15 protein-coding genes are annotated in these 15,018 nt (G+C 64.3%); 5 read left to right on the top strand and 10 right to left on the bottom strand.

From position 1 onward, the window contains the following. Nucleotides 1-10 precede the first annotated feature (10 nt). The gene (locus ACNJX8_RS01745) at nucleotides 11-712 is read right to left on the bottom strand and encodes an RluA family pseudouridine synthase (RefSeq protein ID WP_439362051.1); all 702 of its coding nucleotides are present in this window, start codon (nucleotides 710-712) and stop codon (nucleotides 11-13) included. Between the two features lie 47 nt (nucleotides 713-759). On the opposite strand from ACNJX8_RS01745, the gene ftsY reads away from it, so the two are divergent. Both ftsY and ACNJX8_RS01755 read left to right on the top strand, forming a co-directional pair. Further along, entirely contained in the window at nucleotides 760-1,704 is a 945-nt protein-coding gene (gene ftsY, locus ACNJX8_RS01750) for a signal recognition particle-docking protein FtsY (protein WP_091893059.1), read from the top strand. A gap of 2 nt (nucleotides 1,705-1,706) precedes the next feature. Further along, on the top strand, nucleotides 1,707-2,309 hold the full coding sequence (locus ACNJX8_RS01755) for a septation protein A (protein WP_128930638.1): 603 nt from the start codon (nucleotides 1,707-1,709) through the stop codon (nucleotides 2,307-2,309). A gap of 40 nt (nucleotides 2,310-2,349) precedes the next feature. On the opposite strand, the gene ACNJX8_RS01760 is transcribed toward ACNJX8_RS01755, so the two are convergent. The 7 genes from ACNJX8_RS01760 to ccmA form a co-directional block, all read right to left on the bottom strand. Further along, the gene (locus ACNJX8_RS01760) at nucleotides 2,350-3,519 is read right to left on the bottom strand and encodes an IS481 family transposase (protein ID WP_128936665.1); all 1,170 of its coding nucleotides are present in this window, start codon (nucleotides 3,517-3,519) and stop codon (nucleotides 2,350-2,352) included. 160 nt (nucleotides 3,520-3,679) lie between these two features. Continuing rightward, complete coding sequence (locus ACNJX8_RS01765; RefSeq protein ID WP_439359333.1) at nucleotides 3,680-5,041, bottom strand: IS30 family transposase; 1,362 nt, start codon at nucleotides 5,039-5,041, stop codon at nucleotides 3,680-3,682. A 122-nt stretch (nucleotides 5,042-5,163) separates the two neighbouring features. Continuing rightward, nucleotides 5,164-5,757: a DsbE family thiol:disulfide interchange protein gene (locus tag ACNJX8_RS01770; RefSeq protein WP_439359364.1), complete on the bottom strand. Its 594-nt coding sequence runs from the start codon at nucleotides 5,755-5,757 to the stop codon at nucleotides 5,164-5,166. Further along, the gene (gene ccmD / locus ACNJX8_RS01775) at nucleotides 5,754-5,939 is read right to left on the bottom strand and encodes a heme exporter protein CcmD (RefSeq protein WP_128947762.1); all 186 of its coding nucleotides are present in this window, start codon (nucleotides 5,937-5,939) and stop codon (nucleotides 5,754-5,756) included. The genes ACNJX8_RS01770 and ccmD overlap by 4 nt, the downstream gene beginning before the upstream one ends. Beyond that, nucleotides 5,936-6,727, bottom strand: coding sequence for a heme ABC transporter permease (locus ACNJX8_RS01780; protein ID WP_128942436.1), 792 nt, complete (start codon nucleotides 6,725-6,727; stop codon nucleotides 5,936-5,938). Before ACNJX8_RS01780 ends, ccmD begins: the two co-directional genes overlap by 4 nt. A gap of 121 nt (nucleotides 6,728-6,848) precedes the next feature. Further along, complete coding sequence (gene ccmB / locus ACNJX8_RS01785; protein ID WP_439359365.1) at nucleotides 6,849-7,517, bottom strand: heme exporter protein CcmB; 669 nt, start codon at nucleotides 7,515-7,517, stop codon at nucleotides 6,849-6,851. A gap of 232 nt (nucleotides 7,518-7,749) precedes the next feature. Next, nucleotides 7,750-8,352 (bottom strand): heme ABC exporter ATP-binding protein CcmA, encoded by a 603-nt coding sequence (gene ccmA, locus ACNJX8_RS01790; RefSeq protein WP_439362052.1) that lies wholly within the window; start codon nucleotides 8,350-8,352, stop codon nucleotides 7,750-7,752. A gap of 240 nt (nucleotides 8,353-8,592) precedes the next feature. Between ccmA and acnA the strand changes: the two genes are divergently transcribed. The 3 genes from acnA (at nucleotide 8,593) to ACNJX8_RS01805 (ending at nucleotide 13,256) form a co-directional block, all read left to right on the top strand. Then, nucleotides 8,593-11,313 (top strand): aconitate hydratase AcnA, encoded by a 2,721-nt coding sequence (gene acnA / locus ACNJX8_RS01795; protein WP_128942438.1) that lies wholly within the window; start codon nucleotides 8,593-8,595, stop codon nucleotides 11,311-11,313. A 221-nt stretch (nucleotides 11,314-11,534) separates the two neighbouring features. After that, entirely contained in the window at nucleotides 11,535-12,311 is a 777-nt protein-coding gene (locus ACNJX8_RS01800; protein ID WP_128930645.1) for a DUF1223 domain-containing protein, read from the top strand. 573 nt (nucleotides 12,312-12,884) lie between these two features. Then, nucleotides 12,885-13,256 (top strand): DUF2794 domain-containing protein, encoded by a 372-nt coding sequence (locus ACNJX8_RS01805; protein ID WP_128930646.1) that lies wholly within the window; start codon nucleotides 12,885-12,887, stop codon nucleotides 13,254-13,256. 123 nt (nucleotides 13,257-13,379) lie between these two features. Here the strand turns inward: ACNJX8_RS01805 and ACNJX8_RS01810 are convergent, their stop codons facing one another. After that, nucleotides 13,380-13,910: a GNAT family N-acetyltransferase gene (locus ACNJX8_RS01810; protein ID WP_128930647.1), complete on the bottom strand. Its 531-nt coding sequence runs from the start codon at nucleotides 13,908-13,910 to the stop codon at nucleotides 13,380-13,382. 221 nt (nucleotides 13,911-14,131) lie between these two features. After that, complete coding sequence (locus tag ACNJX8_RS01815) at nucleotides 14,132-14,923, bottom strand: Bax inhibitor-1/YccA family protein (protein WP_128930648.1); 792 nt, start codon at nucleotides 14,921-14,923, stop codon at nucleotides 14,132-14,134. Between the last annotated feature and the right edge of the window lie 95 nt (nucleotides 14,924-15,018).

Consider the following 15,018-nt stretch of genomic DNA (forward strand, 5'->3'; position numbering starts at 1 on the left):
CGGGAGAGGTTCAGTCCCCGTTCCATCCGCAGGCGCGGAGGCGCTCATGCATGTGGGGCGGAGCCGGCGCCACGACGCGGATCGGCTCTTTGTTCCGGGAGATCGGCACCACGATCTCGCGGGAATGCAGGTGCAGGCGCGGCTCGCCGAAGCGCGGGCCGGTGCCGTAAATGTTATCGCCGACGATAGGCCAGCCGGTCGCGGCCGAATGCACTCGCAATTGATGGGTCCGTCCGGTCACCGGTTCCATGGCGAGCCAGGCGAGGCCCGCGCCGCGGCCCATGACCTTCCAATTCGTGATCGCCTTCTGCCCTTCCGGATCCGGCTTCTGCCACCAGCCGCGCTCGGCATTGAGGCGGCCGAGTGGCATGTCGATGCTGCCTTCGTCCTCGGCAGGACCGCCCTCGACCACGGTCCAGTAGGTTTTGCCGATCTTGCCGTGCTTGAACAGCAGGCCAAGCGAGGCTGTCGCCTTGCGGTGGCGGCCAAGCACGAGGCAACCGGAGGTATCCTTATCGAGCCGGTGAGCCAACACCGGCGGTCGCGGCAGGCCGAAGCGGAGCGCGTCGAAGGAGGCTTCGAGGTTCGCCCCGCCCTTGGGGCCGCGATGCACCGGCAGGCCGGCCGGCTTGTCGATAACCAGCATCAAGCCGTCGCGATGGAGCACGCGGCCTAAGATTTCATCGGCGGTCAATTCGGGAACATCGAGCAATTGCAAGACTTTCGTTTAATCGTCGGAACGGCTAACACACCCCCGCCATGAACGATACCTCCGAGACCCCCAAGCTGAGCTGGTGGCGCCGCCTCTCCAACGGGCTGAAGCGCACGTCGTCCTCGCTCGGGACTGCGGTCGCCGACCTCGTCACCAAGCGCAAGCTCGACCGCGCCATGCTCGACGACATCGAGGACGTGCTGCTGCGCGCCGATCTCGGCACGCAAGTCGCGGTACGGATCGCGGACGCCGTCGGCGCGGGGCGCTACGACAAAGCGATCTCGGCGGATGAGGTCAAGGACGTGGTCGCGACCGAAGTCGAGAAAGTCTTGGCGCCGGTGGCGAAGCCCCTCGAGATCGACGCCGGCAAGACGCCGTTCGTCGTCCTCGTGGTCGGCGTCAACGGCTCCGGCAAGACCACCACCATCGGCAAACTCTCGCAAAAGTTCGCGTCCGAAGGCCGCAAGGTGATGCTGGCCGCCGGCGACACGTTTCGCGCAGCGGCGATCGAGCAGCTCAAGGTCTGGGGCGAGCGCACCAAGACGCCCGTCATTGCCGGCGCGCAAGGATCGGATTCGGCAAGCCTCGCCTTCAACGCACTGACGGCAGCGAAGGAGCAGAGCATCGACGTGCTCCTGATCGACACCGCCGGCCGGCTTCAGAACAAGGCCGAGCTGATGAACGAGCTCGAGAAGGTCGTGCGCGTCATTCGCAAGGTGGACGCCACCGCGCCGCATGCGGTGCTGCTGGTGCTCGATGCCACCGTCGGCCAGAACGCGCTGTCGCAGGTCGAGGCCTTTCATCGCACCGCCGGGGTCACCGGCCTCGTGATGACCAAGCTCGACGGCACCGCGCGCGGCGGCATCCTGGTGGCGCTGGCGGAGAAATTCAAACTGCCGGTGCATTTCATCGGCGTCGGCGAAGGCGTCGACGATCTCGCGCCCTTCACCGCGCGCGATTTCGCCCGCGCGATCGCCGGAATCGAAAGTTGAGAATGGACAAGACCCAGCCGCATCCGTTGTTCAAGCTCGCGACCGAGCTCGGTCCGCTGCTCGTGTTCTTCTTCGTCAATGCGAAGTTCAATTTGTTCGCCGCGACCGGCGCCTTCATGGTGGCGATCGTGGCCGCGATGGCCGCCTCCTATGTGGTGACACGGCACATCCCGATCATGGCGATCGTGACCGGCGTGATCGTGCTGGTGTTCGGCACGCTGACGTTGGTGCTGCACGATGAGACCTTCATCAAGGTCAAGCCGACCATCATCTACGGCCTGTTCGCCGCGATCCTCGGCGGCGGCCTGCTGTTCGGCCGCTCCTTCATCGCCGTGATGTTTGACCAGGTGTTCAATCTGACGCCGCACGGCTGGCGCATCCTCACGCTGCGCTGGGCGCTGTACTTTGCCGGCATCGCGGTGCTGAACGAGATCATCTGGCGCACCCAGAGCACGGACTTCTGGGTGAACTTCAAGGTCTTCGGCGTCCTTCCGCTGACCGCCATCTTCGGCATGATCCAGATGCCGCTGATCAAGCGCTATCACCTCGAGCCGGTGTCGCTGGAGGCGAGCGAGGCCGAGGCGGGAGATGTGAGCAAGGGGTGAGCGCTCGCCACACATTCGGTGTCATCGCCCGGCTTGATGTTCAGCCCGGGGACATGACCGACGGGTGTTCGGGGACATAGCCGACACTTTCTCCGCTCGCCAAGTCGATGATAGCGATTTGGTGGGCGGCAAAGAAGATCCCGTATTGCGCATCGTTTGCCGAGGGGCGGATGGCGAGGCGCTCGCCACGGAAGGCCTGTGGCACTTTCCACAGACGTCCCTTGAAGCTGACATAGGCCTTGGTCGTGGAGACGCGGCGCACGATCTCATGGCTGTCGTATTCGACCTGTGGCAATCGATCGGGCATTGGTCGCTGGCTGGGCCGATATCGACTGGCCGGGACCTGTTGTCCGAGCGCCTCGTGTGGCCGTTCGAAGTTGTAGACTTCCCGCCAGGCGTCGAAGGCACGCTGCGTCTCTGCGAGATCGCGGAACTGTCGCAGTGCGAACACCTCAGCCGCGAGGGTGCGGTGGAATCGTTCATTCTTGCCGCGGCTTTGCGGGTGATATGGGCGGCTGCGGATGACGGCGACGCCAAGCTTGAGCAGCCACACCGAGAACCGTGTCCATCGCTCGCCGGAAGGATCACCCCAGGGCGAACCATTGTCGACGAAGAAGGCCTCCGGGAGCCCGTAGTGGCGAAAGGTCTTCTCCAGGCGGCTGCGCACGGTATCTGTGCGTTGATCGGCACAGGCCTGCAGACACAGATCATAGCGGGAGTGGTCATCCACCACCGTCAGAGGATGGCACTGGGTATCATTGCCGAGCCGAACCCAGCCTTTGAAGTCCATCTGCCACAACAGATTGGGGGCCGGCATCTCGAAACGCTGGCTTGCCATCGGGCCGCCGATCGGAGGCTTGATGCGGCCAGACCGACGCAAGATCTGATGAACTGTTGAGACTGCTGGCGAACGCAAACCATTGCGCTCCAGGCAGTGAGCTATCTTGCGAGCTCCCCATGCCGGATGGGCATCGCGCACCGCGAGAATACGTGCCTCGAGCTCGCAATCGGTCTGTCCCGGGCTCGCATGCGGTCGGCGCGAGCGGTCGTTGACATTCTGATCCGCTTGCCATCGGGCAAGCCACTTGTAGCCCGTGTCGGGATGGATATTGAACCGCCGGCAGAGCTCCCGCCGGTTCGCTCCCTCCTGCATCGCAAGCCGCACGAACTCCCGCCGCTGATCCATCACCGACACCTCTCGCCAGGGCATGGACTTGGCCTCCTTTACCGCCAAATCCCTGCACTATGATGTGTCGGCTATGTCCCCGAACACCCGTCGGTCATGTCCCCGGGCTGAACACTTGACCGGGCGATCCAGTACTCCGAGCCGTCTGTGGCTGAATCGATAAGCCGCGGCGTACTGGGCGGATTCAACCGCTCGTCGCAACACTCCGTGTATCGCTCACCCGTAACAATTGGTCGAGAGTTTCGGCGGGTGTTTTCCAGCCGAGCGTCTTTCTGGGCCTGGTATTGAGTGCGAGAGCCACGGCCTCGAGGTCCTCGGCATTGTGCATGCTGAGATCGGTCCCTTTTGGAAAGTACTGACGCAGCAACCCATTCGTGTTCTCGTTGGTGCCGCGCTGCCATGGGCTATGAGGGTCGCAGAAGTAGACCTGTACGCCTGCATCGATCCTCAGACGTGCATGCTGTGCCAGCTCGGCTCCTTGATCCCAAGTCAGTGACCGACGCAGTTGCTCTGGCATGGTGACGATTGCGCGGGTGATGGCATCGCGCACGGCCTCAGCGCCATGTCCGGCGAGTGCTTTCTTCACCCCAGCTTCCTGTTCCTGGCCCGTCATGCGCGGTAGATGCAGCAGAATGGTAAAACGGGTCGTGCGCTCCACCAGAGTGCCGATCGCGGAGCTTCCAAGGCCCATAATGAGGTCACCTTCCCAGTGGCCCGGCACAGCTCGATCGGCGGCCTCCGCCGGACGCTGACTGATCATGATCTCGGAAGGAATAAAGCTTCGGCCTTTACGCGCGCGCGCCCTTGGCATCCGCAACGCCCGCCCGGTGCGCAAGCAGGCCGTCAGTTCGCGACGCAAAGCCCCTCGTCCCTGCACATAAAGCGCCTGATAGATCGCCTCGTGACTGATGCGCATCGTCTCATCCTCGGGGAAGTCGAGCCGAAGTCGCCGCGAAATCTGTTCCGGGCTCCATGCCGTCGCCCAGCGCCGGTTTTGCCGATGTACAGCCCGGCGCCCCTTCCACACCACCTTCGGGCCAGGGAGGGGCTTCCCGTCCGGCTTGGCGATCATACCGGCAAGCCGGTCTTGCACATAATCCCGCAGGGCCGGATTGATTGCCAACTTCGCCAATTTGGGTCGTCGGGCGGATCGATCAGCGCGCCATTGTGCCGTGGTCGCGCGGTACTCTGCAGCGCCGTGGCGACGCGCCACATTGCGTCGGAGCTCACGAGAGATCGTGCATGGCGGCCGATCGAGCTGGCGAGCTATGGCTCGCACCCCATGCCCCTGCGCGCGCAAGATGGCGATCTCCTCACGCTCGGCGAACGAGAGGTAGCGCCCTGATGAGGGTTTTGACGACCGCGACAAATGTGTTGGCGGCATACCGCCCGCCCTCCGGAACCAGCGCACTCCGACCGCCGGCGACACCCCGGCCTCAATCGAAGCATCCTCGCTCGATCGCCCCGAGGCAATCGCGACCCAGAACGGTCTGTAATGCTCTCGCAGGGCCTTCTGAGCACGACCCACCCGCACACAGCTCTCCATCGCAACCTCCTTGCTGGAGTGTTGCGACGAGCGGTTGAATCCGCCCTGGATGCCCCGGTCAAGCCGGGGCATGACAGCTGTATGTGGGGCGCCGGGTCTTTGATTCGCAATGACGGGCTTGGCTAAGATCCCGCTTTCAGCGCCTTCTCCAGCTCCGGCATCAGCACCGACTTGAGGTTTTGCGGCGTGACCGGTCCGACCAGCTTGTAGATGATGGTACCCTCGCGCCCGACGACGAAGGTCTCGGGCACGCCATAGACGCCCCATTCGATCGAGGCGCGGCCGTTGGCGTCGACGCCGACGCGGCCGAATGGATTGCCGTAGCGTCCGAGGAAGCGCCGGGCGTTATCGGCCGCGTCCTTGTAGTTGATGCCGACGAGCTGGAAGCGCTTGTCCTTGGCGAGCTCGGTCAGGAGCGGCGCCTCGTCATGGCACGGCACGCACCAGGACGCCCAGACGTTGACGAGGCTGACCTTGCCCTTGAACGCGGCAGGATCGAGCCCCGGCACCGGCGCATTGTCAGCCTGCAATCCCTCGAGCGGCGGCAGCAGCGTTTGCGGCGCAGATCGCCCGATCAGTGCGGACGGAATCCGCGAGGGATCGCCGCTGCCGAGTCGAAACCAGAACAACAGCGCAAGGCCGAGGAAGGCGATCAGCGGCAGGGCCATCAGGAAGGTGCGGCGCTGCGGCGTCGCCGGGCTCGATTGATTGCTCATGATCGATCCGTCGCGCTGCGGCCCGAGCGGCGGGTCACGCCGCTGCGATCGAGCTCGCGCAGGCGCTGCGTCTGGTTGCGATAGTCGAGCACGACCCAGCCGATCAGGATCACGACCACGAGGGCCGCTGCGACATAGGACGTCACGATGAACGACGCGTAAGGGCCGAGCGCCATCATCACGCAGCTCCAGCTTCTTTTGACGCGTTTTCTTCACGCGAACCGGCGCCCAGTTCGCTCGAGAACGCGACGCGGCTCGCCTGCATCATTTGCAGGGAGCGGACACGGCGGCGCAGGATCTCGTTGCGCATCGCAGCCAAGTGCAGCGTGACGAACAGCAGGGTGAAGGCGATCGCCATCACCAGCAGCGGGATCAGGAACGACTTGTCGAGCGTCGAGCCGCCCATGCGCATCACCGAAGCCGGCTGGTGCAGCGTGTTCCACCAGTCGACGGAGAACTTGATGATGGGCAGGTTGATGGCGCCAACCAGCGTCAGCACCGCCGCGGCGCGTGCCGCGCGCGAGGGATCGTCGACCGCGCGCCACAGCGCCATCAGGCCGAGATACATCAGGAACAGGATCAGCACCGAAGTCAGCCGCGCGTCCCACTCCCAATAGGTGCCCCACATCGGCCGGCCCCACAGCGAGCCCGTGAGCAACGCGAGGAAAGTGAAGGCAGCGCCGATGGGAGCAGCCGCTTTCGCGGCGACGTCGGCGAGCGGATGCCGCCACACCAGCGTGCCCAATGAGGCGATGCTCATCACGCCCCACACGAACATCGAGAGCCAGGCATTGGGCACGTGGATGAACATGATCTTCACCGTCGCGCCCTGCTGATAGTCGTCGGGCGCAAGCGCTGACTGGTACAGGCCGATGGTGAGCAGGATGACGGTCGCAGCCGCGAGCCACGGCAGCAGGCGCGCTGTCAGCGCGAGGAACCGCGTGGGATTGGCGAGGTCGATCAGCGTCATGGTATTCTGATAATCATCCGGGAGCGCTCAGGCAATCAGCACGAAAGCACGTCGCGAAAGTTGATGCGGGTCAAGGTCAGGCGGGCCCATCTCAATCGAGCCCATCTCAGTCGAGTCCATCTCAGTCGAGTCCATGTCGCAGGCTCGCGGCCGCCGCGAACGGGCCGATCACGAGGCTGACCAGCGACAGCGCGCAGAGGATCGAGAACGGTGTACCGAACGTCATCGGACCGACGATCACGGCCTGCGAGGCCGCAACCCCGAAAATCAGCACCGGAATCGACAGCGGCAGCACCAGCACGGCCATCAGCAGTCCGCCCCGATGCAGGGTCACCGCCAGTGCCGCGCCGATCATGCCGGTGAAGGTGAGCGCCGGGGTTCCTGCCAGCAACGTCAGCGCCACCGCGCCGGTTGCGACCATGTCGAGGTTGAGCAAGAGGCCGAGCACGGGGGTTGCGACAATCAGCGGCAGGCCGGCCGCCAGCCAATGCGCCAGCGCCTTGGCGGCACAGGCGAGTTCCAGCGGCGTCCGGCTCATCGTGATCAGGTCGAGCGAGCCGTCCTCGTGGTCGGCCATGAACAGCCGGTCCAGCGTGAGCAGGCTTGCCAGCAGCGCACCGAGCCAGAGAATGGCCGGGCCGAGCCGCGACAGCAGCGCCAGATCCGGCCCCACCGCGAACGGCATCAGCACCACCACGGTCAGGAAGAACAGCACGCCGATCAGCGCCCCGCCGCCGACGCGGAGCGCGATCCGGATGTCCCGGCGGATGAGGGCCGACAAGGCGGTCATGGAGGGCTCCCCTCGGGCCCCAAAGGCGGTGCGCTCCCTCCCCCGCTTGCGGGGGAGGGCTGGGGAGAGGGTGTCTCGACAACGAAGATTCCCCCAGAGGAGAGAACCCTCACCCGGCGCTCCGCGCCGGCCTCTCCCGCAAGCGGGAGAGGCAAGGGAGCCCGCGGCGACGGCTGCGTTCCGGGTGAGAGAGCGAAGCTTTGCCGCTCGAAAAACTGAGGGTGAAGCCGCCTCACGCCATTCCCCCGATCCTGAGCTCCCGCGAATCGATCCCCAATGGCGCGTGGGTCGCTGCGATGATCATGCCGCCGCGCGAAAGGTGCTCGCGCATTAGGCCGCCGAACATGTCCTGGCCGGCCATGTCCAGCGCCGTGGTCGGCTCGTCCAGCAGCCAGACCGGGCGGCGCAGGGTCAGCAGCCGGGCCAGTGACAACCGGCGGCGCTGGCCGGCGGAGAGGAAGGCGGCGGGCAGGTGGGTGGCGTGGTCGAGGCCGACTTTGGTGAGGCTCTCGGCGGCATCGCAGCGCTCGCCGCCGAGGAAATCAGCCCAAAACGCCAGGTTTTCTGCCACGCTCAGCGCCGGCTTCAGGGCATCGCGATGGCCGAGATAGTGGCATTGCTCCGGCAGCGTCAGCTCGCCGTCGCCCCCATCCAGCGCGATCGTCCCGCCGGCCGGAATGAGCAGGCCGGCGATCAGCCGCAGCAGCGAGGTCTTGCCCGATCCGTTGCGACCCATCACCGCCAGGGCTTCGCCGGAGGCGGCCGCGAAATCGAGGCCGGCGAACACCTCGCGGCCACCGCGCACGCATCTGAGTCCGTGACCTGAAAGCCGCATCTCGCCTCGTTTCAACCCGCTCAAAGCCAGGCCTCAGGAAAACTTGGGGTAGCGCATGGGAATTTTTGGCTCGCGGATTGGCGCGGCACGATTGTGGCTGTGGCGGCGCGGTTAGAAAGCTTCTATAAGCCCGGAACTACTTGATGCAGCAACTCAACCTGCCCCTGCAAGCGGCCAAGCCTGATACGCTGACGGTGTTAAAATACCCTGCCGGGTATAACTAACAATTGGGATTCCTACATGACCTCGCTCGACAGCTTCAAATGCAAAAAGACCCTCAAGGTCGGCGCCAAGACCTATGTCTATTACAGCCTGCCCACGGCCGAGAAGAATGGTCTGAAGGGAATTTCGAAACTTCCCTATTCGATGAAGGTCCTGCTCGAGAACCTGCTGCGCAACGAGGACGGCCGCTCGGTCAAGAAGGAAGACATCGTCGCGGTTTCGAAATGGCTGCGCAAGAAGTCGCTGGAGCATGAGATCGCGTTCCGCCCGGCGCGCGTCCTGATGCAGGACTTCACCGGCGTGCCCGCGGTGGTCGACCTCGCCGCGATGCGCAACGCGATGCAGAAGCTCGGCGGCGATGCTGAGAAGATCAATCCGCTGGTCCCGGTCGACCTCGTCATCGACCACTCCGTGATCGTGAACTTCTTCGGCGACAACAAGGCCTTCGGCAAGAACGTCACCGAGGAATACAAGCAGAACCAGGAGCGCTACGAGTTCCTGAAGTGGGGCCAGAAGGCGTTCTCGAACTTCTCCGTCGTGCCGCCCGGCACTGGCATCTGCCACCAGGTCAATCTCGAATATCTGGCCCAGACGGTCTGGACCAAGAAGGAGAAGATGACGGTTGGCAAGAAGACCGGCACCTTCGAGGTCGCTTATCCCGACTCGCTGGTCGGCACCGATTCCCACACCACCATGGTCAATGGTCTCGCCGTGCTCGGCTGGGGCGTCGGCGGCATCGAGGCGGAAGCCTGCATGCTCGGCCAGCCGCTGTCGATGCTGTTGCCGAACGTGGTCGGCTTCAAGCTGAAGGGCGCGATGAAGGAAGGCGTCACCGCGACCGACCTCGTGCTGACCGTGACGCAGATGCTGCGCAAGCTTGGCGTCGTCGGCAAGTTCGTCGAGTTCTTCGGCCCCGGCCTCGACCATCTCTCCGTCGCCGACAAGGCGACCATCGCCAACATGGCGCCCGAATATGGCGCGACCTGCGGCTTCTTCCCGGTCGACGCCGCCGCGCTCGACTATCTCAAGACCTCCGGCCGCGCCTCGGCGCGCGTTGCGCTGGTTCAGGCCTATGCCAAGGCGCAGGGCCTGTTCCGCACCGCCAAGTCGGCCGATCCGGTGTTCACGGAAACCCTGACGCTCGACCTCGCCGACGTCGTTCCCTCGATGGCCGGTCCGAAGCGTCCCGAAGGCCGTATCGCGCTCCCGTCGGTGGCCGAGGGCTTCTCGCTCGCGCTCAGCAGCGAGTACAAGAAGGCCGAGGAGCCGGAGAAGCGCTTTGCCGTCGAAGGCAAGGACTTTGAGATCGGTCACGGCGACGTCGTGATCGCGGCGATCACCTCCTGCACCAACACCTCGAATCCGAGCGTGCTGATCGGCGCCGGCCTGCTTGCGCGCAACGCGGCTGCGAAGGGCCTCAAGGCCAAACCGTGGGTGAAGACCTCGCTTGCCCCGGGTAGCCAGGTGGTCGCGGGCTATCTCGCCGATTCCGGTCTGCAGAAAGATCTCGACAAGGTCGGCTTCAACCTGGTCGGTTTCGGCTGCACCACCTGCATCGGCAATTCCGGTCCGCTGCCGGAAGAGATCTCGAAGTCGATCAACGACAACGGCATCGTTGCCGCTGCCGTGCTCTCAGGTAACCGCAATTTCGAAGGCCGCGTCTCGCCGGACGTGCAGGCGAACTATCTGGCCTCGCCGCCGCTGGTCGTCGCGCACGCGCTCGCGGGCAGCGTGACCAAGAATCTCGCCACGGAGCCGCTCGGCGAGGGCAAGGACGGCAAGCCGGTGTACCTGAAGGACATCTGGCCGACGACGAAGGAGATCAACGCCTTCATGAAGAAGTTCGTGACCGCGTCGATCTTCAAGAAGAAGTATGCCGACGTGTTCAAGGGCGACACCAACTGGCGCAAGATCAAGACGGTCGAGAGCGAGACCTATCGCTGGAACATGTCTTCGACCTATGTGCAGAACCCGCCCTATTTCGACGGCATGAAGAAGGAGCCGGAGCCGGTCACCGACATCGTCGAGGCGCGCATCCTCGCCATGTTCGGCGACAAGATCACCACCGACCACATCTCGCCGGCCGGCTCGATCAAGCTCACCTCGCCCGCTGGCAAATATCTCAGCGAGCACCAGGTGCGCCCCGCGGACTTCAATCAGTACGGCACGCGCCGCGGCAACCACGAAGTGATGATGCGTGGCACCTTCGCCAACATCCGCATCAAGAACTTCATGCTGAAGGGCGCCGACGGCAACATTCCGGAAGGCGGTCTGACCAAGCACTGGCCGGACGGCGAGCAGATGTCGATCTACGACGCCGCGATGAAGTACCAGGAAGAGAAGGTGCCGCTGGTGGTGTTCGCCGGCGCTGAATACGGCAACGGCTCCTCGCGCGACTGGGCCGCGAAGGGCACGCGCCTGCTCGGCGTTCGCGCCGTGATCTGCCAGAGCTTCGAGCGCATCCACCGTTCGAACCTGGTCGGCATGGGCGTGCTGCCGCTGACCTTCGAGGACGGCACTTCCTGGCAGTCGCTGGGTCTGAAGGGTGACGAGAAGGTCACGTTGCGCGGCCTCGTCGGCGACCTCAAGCCGCGCCAGAAGCTGACCGCGGAGATCGTCTCCGGCGACGGTTCGTTGCAGCGCGTTTCGCTGCTTTGCCGCATCGATACGCTGGACGAGCTCGATTACTACCGCAATGGCGGCATCCTCCATTACGTCCTGCGCAAGCTCGCGGCGTAAGCGCGGATTTGTGAACGATGGCTCACTGCGAAGTGAGTAGAAGCCAGAACGAAGGCGGCCTATCAAAAGGCCGCCTTCGCGCGTTTTGCGGCACGTTTCGGATGGGCCCGGCCGGTGGAAAACCTCCTCCTGGACGGATGAATGTGCTGCGCCCCGTAAGATTACGGTGACCATCAGGCGATAAAATTCCCTCTCACGAGCAATGGTGTGCGGCGTTCGACATGACAACAATGACGGCTTCTCATCCGATTTCACGTTGGTCCAGTGCCCTCTGGTCGGGTGCTCTCGGCATCTGTGCGATCGTCGCCGTCATCCGCCCTGCCGAGGCTGATCCCCGCGCCGTTGTCGAATTGTTTACCTCGCAGGGCTGCTCGTCTTGCCCGCCCGCCGACAAGATCATCGGCGATCTCTCCAAGGATCCCTCGGTCATCGCGCTGAGCATGCCGATCGACTATTGGGACTATCTCGGCTGGAAGGACACGCTGGCCGATTCGCGCTTCTCTGCGCGGCAGCGTGCTTACTCGCGCATGCGCGGCGACCGCGAGGTCTACACGCCGCAGGTCGTCGTCAATGGCTCGACCCATGTCATCGGCAGCGATCGCACCGGCATCGAGAATGCGATCGGCAAGACCGACAAGGGCATGGGCGTGATGAGCGTGCCGGTGACGATGTCGCTTGCGGGCAAGCAGATCAGCGTCTCCGTCGCTGCGAGCAACGAGCCCACGGTCTCGCATGGGGAGGTCTGGATCTGCTCGATCGCCAAGTCGGTGCCGATCACGATCACCCGCGGCGAAAATCGCGGACAGCAGATCACCTACCACAACGTGGTGCGCAACCTGCTCAAGGTCGGCGACTGGACCGGCCGCCCGGAAAGCTGGACGGTGCCGATCGAGAATCTCACGCGCGACGGCGTCGACGGCGCGGTGGTCTATGTTCAGGATGGCAACCGAGAGAAGCCGGGTGCGATGCTGGGCGCGGCGTACACGTCGCTGCACTGATTTCACTGACTCACCAGCGTCGCGCTCGCTCTAACTCCTCATGGTGAGGAGCGCGCCCTTGCGCGCGTCACGAACCAAGCAGGCCCGGCGGATGCAGCTCGGCCTTTCATCCTTCGAGACGCCGCGCGAGCGCGGCCCTCAGGATGAGGGGAGGGAGCCGGTGCATGAGGAGAGCGAAGGCTCGGCGAGCCGGAAACATCCCGACACAAACAAAAAAGGACCAACTTGCGTTGGCCCTCCTTGTCGCGCGTACAGACCCGATCCTGTCGACCCCGGGGGGCTGGGGGCTGAGGAATCCGGAACCGAAGGACCGGGCCAACGCACGTGAGCCTTTTCGCAGTGCAGGGCGGCAGTCGCTAGGCGGAAAAGCGGCGACACTATGATTCCTGCTAACGATCCCGTGACGGTTTGCCGCGACAAAGTTCCACCATTGCGTGTGTCCCGATTCGATGAGTCGAACGGGAAGGCCCCTTGCGGTAGGGACCGGTTGGCGCAATCATGCAACTGTCATGATGCCAGAGGTTCCGGTTGTCGCGGACGCGGGTCATGCCGTGCGATGAGGAGGCGCTTCCCATGAATCTGATGTCGGAGGATGCCGAGCCGAGCGAGCAGCGCGCGGCGGCGCGCCCCGCCGCTGCGACGACGCAGCCGAATCGGGTGACCTTCAACCGCCTCGAGCTGCACCGGATTCTCAATCTCTACGGCCGCATGGTCGCCGACGGCGAGTGGCGCGACTACGCTATCGACTTCCTGAAGGACCGCGCCGTGTTCTCGGTCTATCGCCGCGCCTCGGAAGTGCCGATCTATCGGATCGAGAAGGACCCGCGGCTTGCGCGCAAGCAGGGCATGTACAGCGTGATCTCGGCGACCGGCCTGATCCTGCGCCGCGGTCACGAGCTCGAGCGCGTGCTGCTGGTGATCGATCGGAAGCTGGCGGTGGTGTGAAGACCTTCGGTCGTCATTCCGGGGCGCGACGAAGTCGCGAACCCGGAATCCATTCATCCACCGTCCGTGTCGTTCAATGGATTCCGGGTTCGCGCTGCGCGCGCCCCGGAATGACGGGAGCCCCTACTTCCCCGGCACCGTGCTCGCGCCCTCGCCGAGATCCCGCTGCATCATCACCGTATCCAGCCAGCGGCCGAATTTCAGCCCGACATTGGGATGCGTGCCGATCATCTTGAAGCCGCTCTTGGTGTGAACGCCGATCGAGCCGGCATTGGCGGAATCGCCGATCACGGCGATCATCTGGCGGAAGCCACGCGCCTCGCATTCGGTGATCAGCCGCTCCAGCAGCAGGGAGCCGACACCGCGGCGGTGGAAGGAGGGGTCGAGATAGATCGAATTCTCGACCGTGAAGCGATAGGCCGGCCGCGGCCGGTAGGCCCCGGCATAGGCATAGCCGGCCACGCGACGATCGAGGATGGCGACGAAATAGGGATAGCCGCCGTCGATCAGTGCGCGATAGCGGCGCGTCATCTCGGCAAGGTCGGGCGGCTCCAGCTCGAACGTCGCGGTGCCCTCGCGGACGGCCTGCTGATAGATGGCGGTGATGGCGGGAAGGTCGGCCTCGGTGGTGGGCCTGATTTCAGGTGCGGACATGGCGGGAAGGATAGAGGCTTCGTGCGCCGGCTGGAAGGGCCTGCGCTGCTTCTCCGGCGTCATTGCGAGCGTAGCGAAGCAATCCAGAAATGCATCCGTGGAGGCACTCTGGTTTGCTTCGTCAAGAGCTCCTCGCAATGACGGTGCCTGTGGGTACAGCCCGGCCCAAACAAAAACCCCGGCCTTTCGGCCGGGGTTCATGTCGTTCCCTCGTCCTGGCATTAGTCGCGCTGGCCGAGGAGCTGCAACAGCAGCGTGAACAGGTTGATGAAGTTCAGGTACAGCGACAGCGCGCCGGTGATGGCCGCACGCTCTGCGATGTCACCGCCGGCCGAGGCGTAGCCGTAGATGTAGTCGTTCTTCAGCCGCTGGGTATCCCAGGCGGTGAGGCCCGCGAACACCAGCACGCCGACCACCGACACGATGAACTGCAGCATCGAGCTGGCCAGGAACAGGTTCACCAGGCTGGCGATGATGATGCCGATCAGGCCCATGAACAGGAACGAGCCCATTCCGGTCATGTCACGCTTGGTGGTGTAGCCGTAGAGGCTGAGCGCACCGAAGGTCGCCGCGGTGATGAAGAATACCCGCACGATCGAGGTGTGCGTGAACACCAGGAAGATCGACGACAGCGAGATGCCCATCAGCGCCGAGAACACCCAGAACAGGATCTGGGCCGTCGAGGGTGCCAGACGGTTGATGCCCGCCGAGATCACGAACACCATCGCGAGCGGCGCCAGCATGAACAGCCACTTCAGGGGGCTCACGAACATCGCGTAGCCGAATGGCGTCAGGAACAGCTTGCCGACGCGGACGGCTTCCGGCGTCGGGACGTCCGTCACGGCGGCCATGTAGACGCCGAGCGCGGCAAGGCCCGTGATGGCCAGGCCGATGCTCATGTAATTGTAGATGCGCAGCATATAGGCGCGCAGGCCGGCATCGACCGTCGCGGCGTCAACACGCCCGGCGGCCCTGCCGAAAGGAGAAGCGTAGTTACGGTCTAGGTCCGACATGGTCGAATTCCCGTTGGTTGGTCCGGTCCGGCATGAGGGTCGCCACGCCGCCGGTTCGTCAGTTCTATCTCGGATACCGATCCCAGCCGACTAAA

The sequence above is a fragment of the Bradyrhizobium sp. SPXBL-04 genome (assembly GCF_051853035.1).
Lineage (GTDB): Bacteria > Pseudomonadota > Alphaproteobacteria > Rhizobiales > Xanthobacteraceae > Bradyrhizobium > Bradyrhizobium zhanjiangense.

Coding starts and splice junctions, on each gene's coding strand:
- ACNJX8_RS01780 (WP_128942436.1), bottom strand. CDS start 6,727: ATGACGCTGATCGACCTCGCCAATCCCACGCGGTTCCTCGCGCTGACA.
- ftsY (WP_091893059.1), top strand. CDS start 760: ATGAACGATACCTCCGAGACCCCCAAGCTGAGCTGGTGGCGCCGCCTC.
- ACNJX8_RS01800 (WP_128930645.1), top strand. CDS start 11,535: ATGACAACAATGACGGCTTCTCATCCGATTTCACGTTGGTCCAGTGCC.
- ACNJX8_RS01805 (WP_128930646.1), top strand. CDS start 12,885: ATGAATCTGATGTCGGAGGATGCCGAGCCGAGCGAGCAGCGCGCGGCG.
- ACNJX8_RS01755 (WP_128930638.1), top strand. CDS start 1,707: ATGGACAAGACCCAGCCGCATCCGTTGTTCAAGCTCGCGACCGAGCTC.
- acnA (WP_128942438.1), top strand. CDS start 8,593: ATGACCTCGCTCGACAGCTTCAAATGCAAAAAGACCCTCAAGGTCGGC.
- ccmA (WP_439362052.1), bottom strand. CDS start 8,352: ATGCGGCTTTCAGGTCACGGACTCAGATGCGTGCGCGGTGGCCGCGAG.
- ACNJX8_RS01760 (WP_128936665.1), bottom strand. CDS start 3,519: ATGCCCTGGCGAGAGGTGTCGGTGATGGATCAGCGGCGGGAGTTCGTG.
- ACNJX8_RS01770 (WP_439359364.1), bottom strand. CDS start 5,757: ATGAGCAATCAATCGAGCCCGGCGACGCCGCAGCGCCGCACCTTCCTG.
- ccmB (WP_439359365.1), bottom strand. CDS start 7,517: ATGACCGCCTTGTCGGCCCTCATCCGCCGGGACATCCGGATCGCGCTC.
- ACNJX8_RS01765 (WP_439359333.1), bottom strand. CDS start 5,041: ATGGAGAGCTGTGTGCGGGTGGGTCGTGCTCAGAAGGCCCTGCGAGAG.
- ACNJX8_RS01815 (WP_128930648.1), bottom strand. CDS start 14,923: ATGTCGGACCTAGACCGTAACTACGCTTCTCCTTTCGGCAGGGCCGCC.
- ACNJX8_RS01810 (WP_128930647.1), bottom strand. CDS start 13,910: ATGTCCGCACCTGAAATCAGGCCCACCACCGAGGCCGACCTTCCCGCC.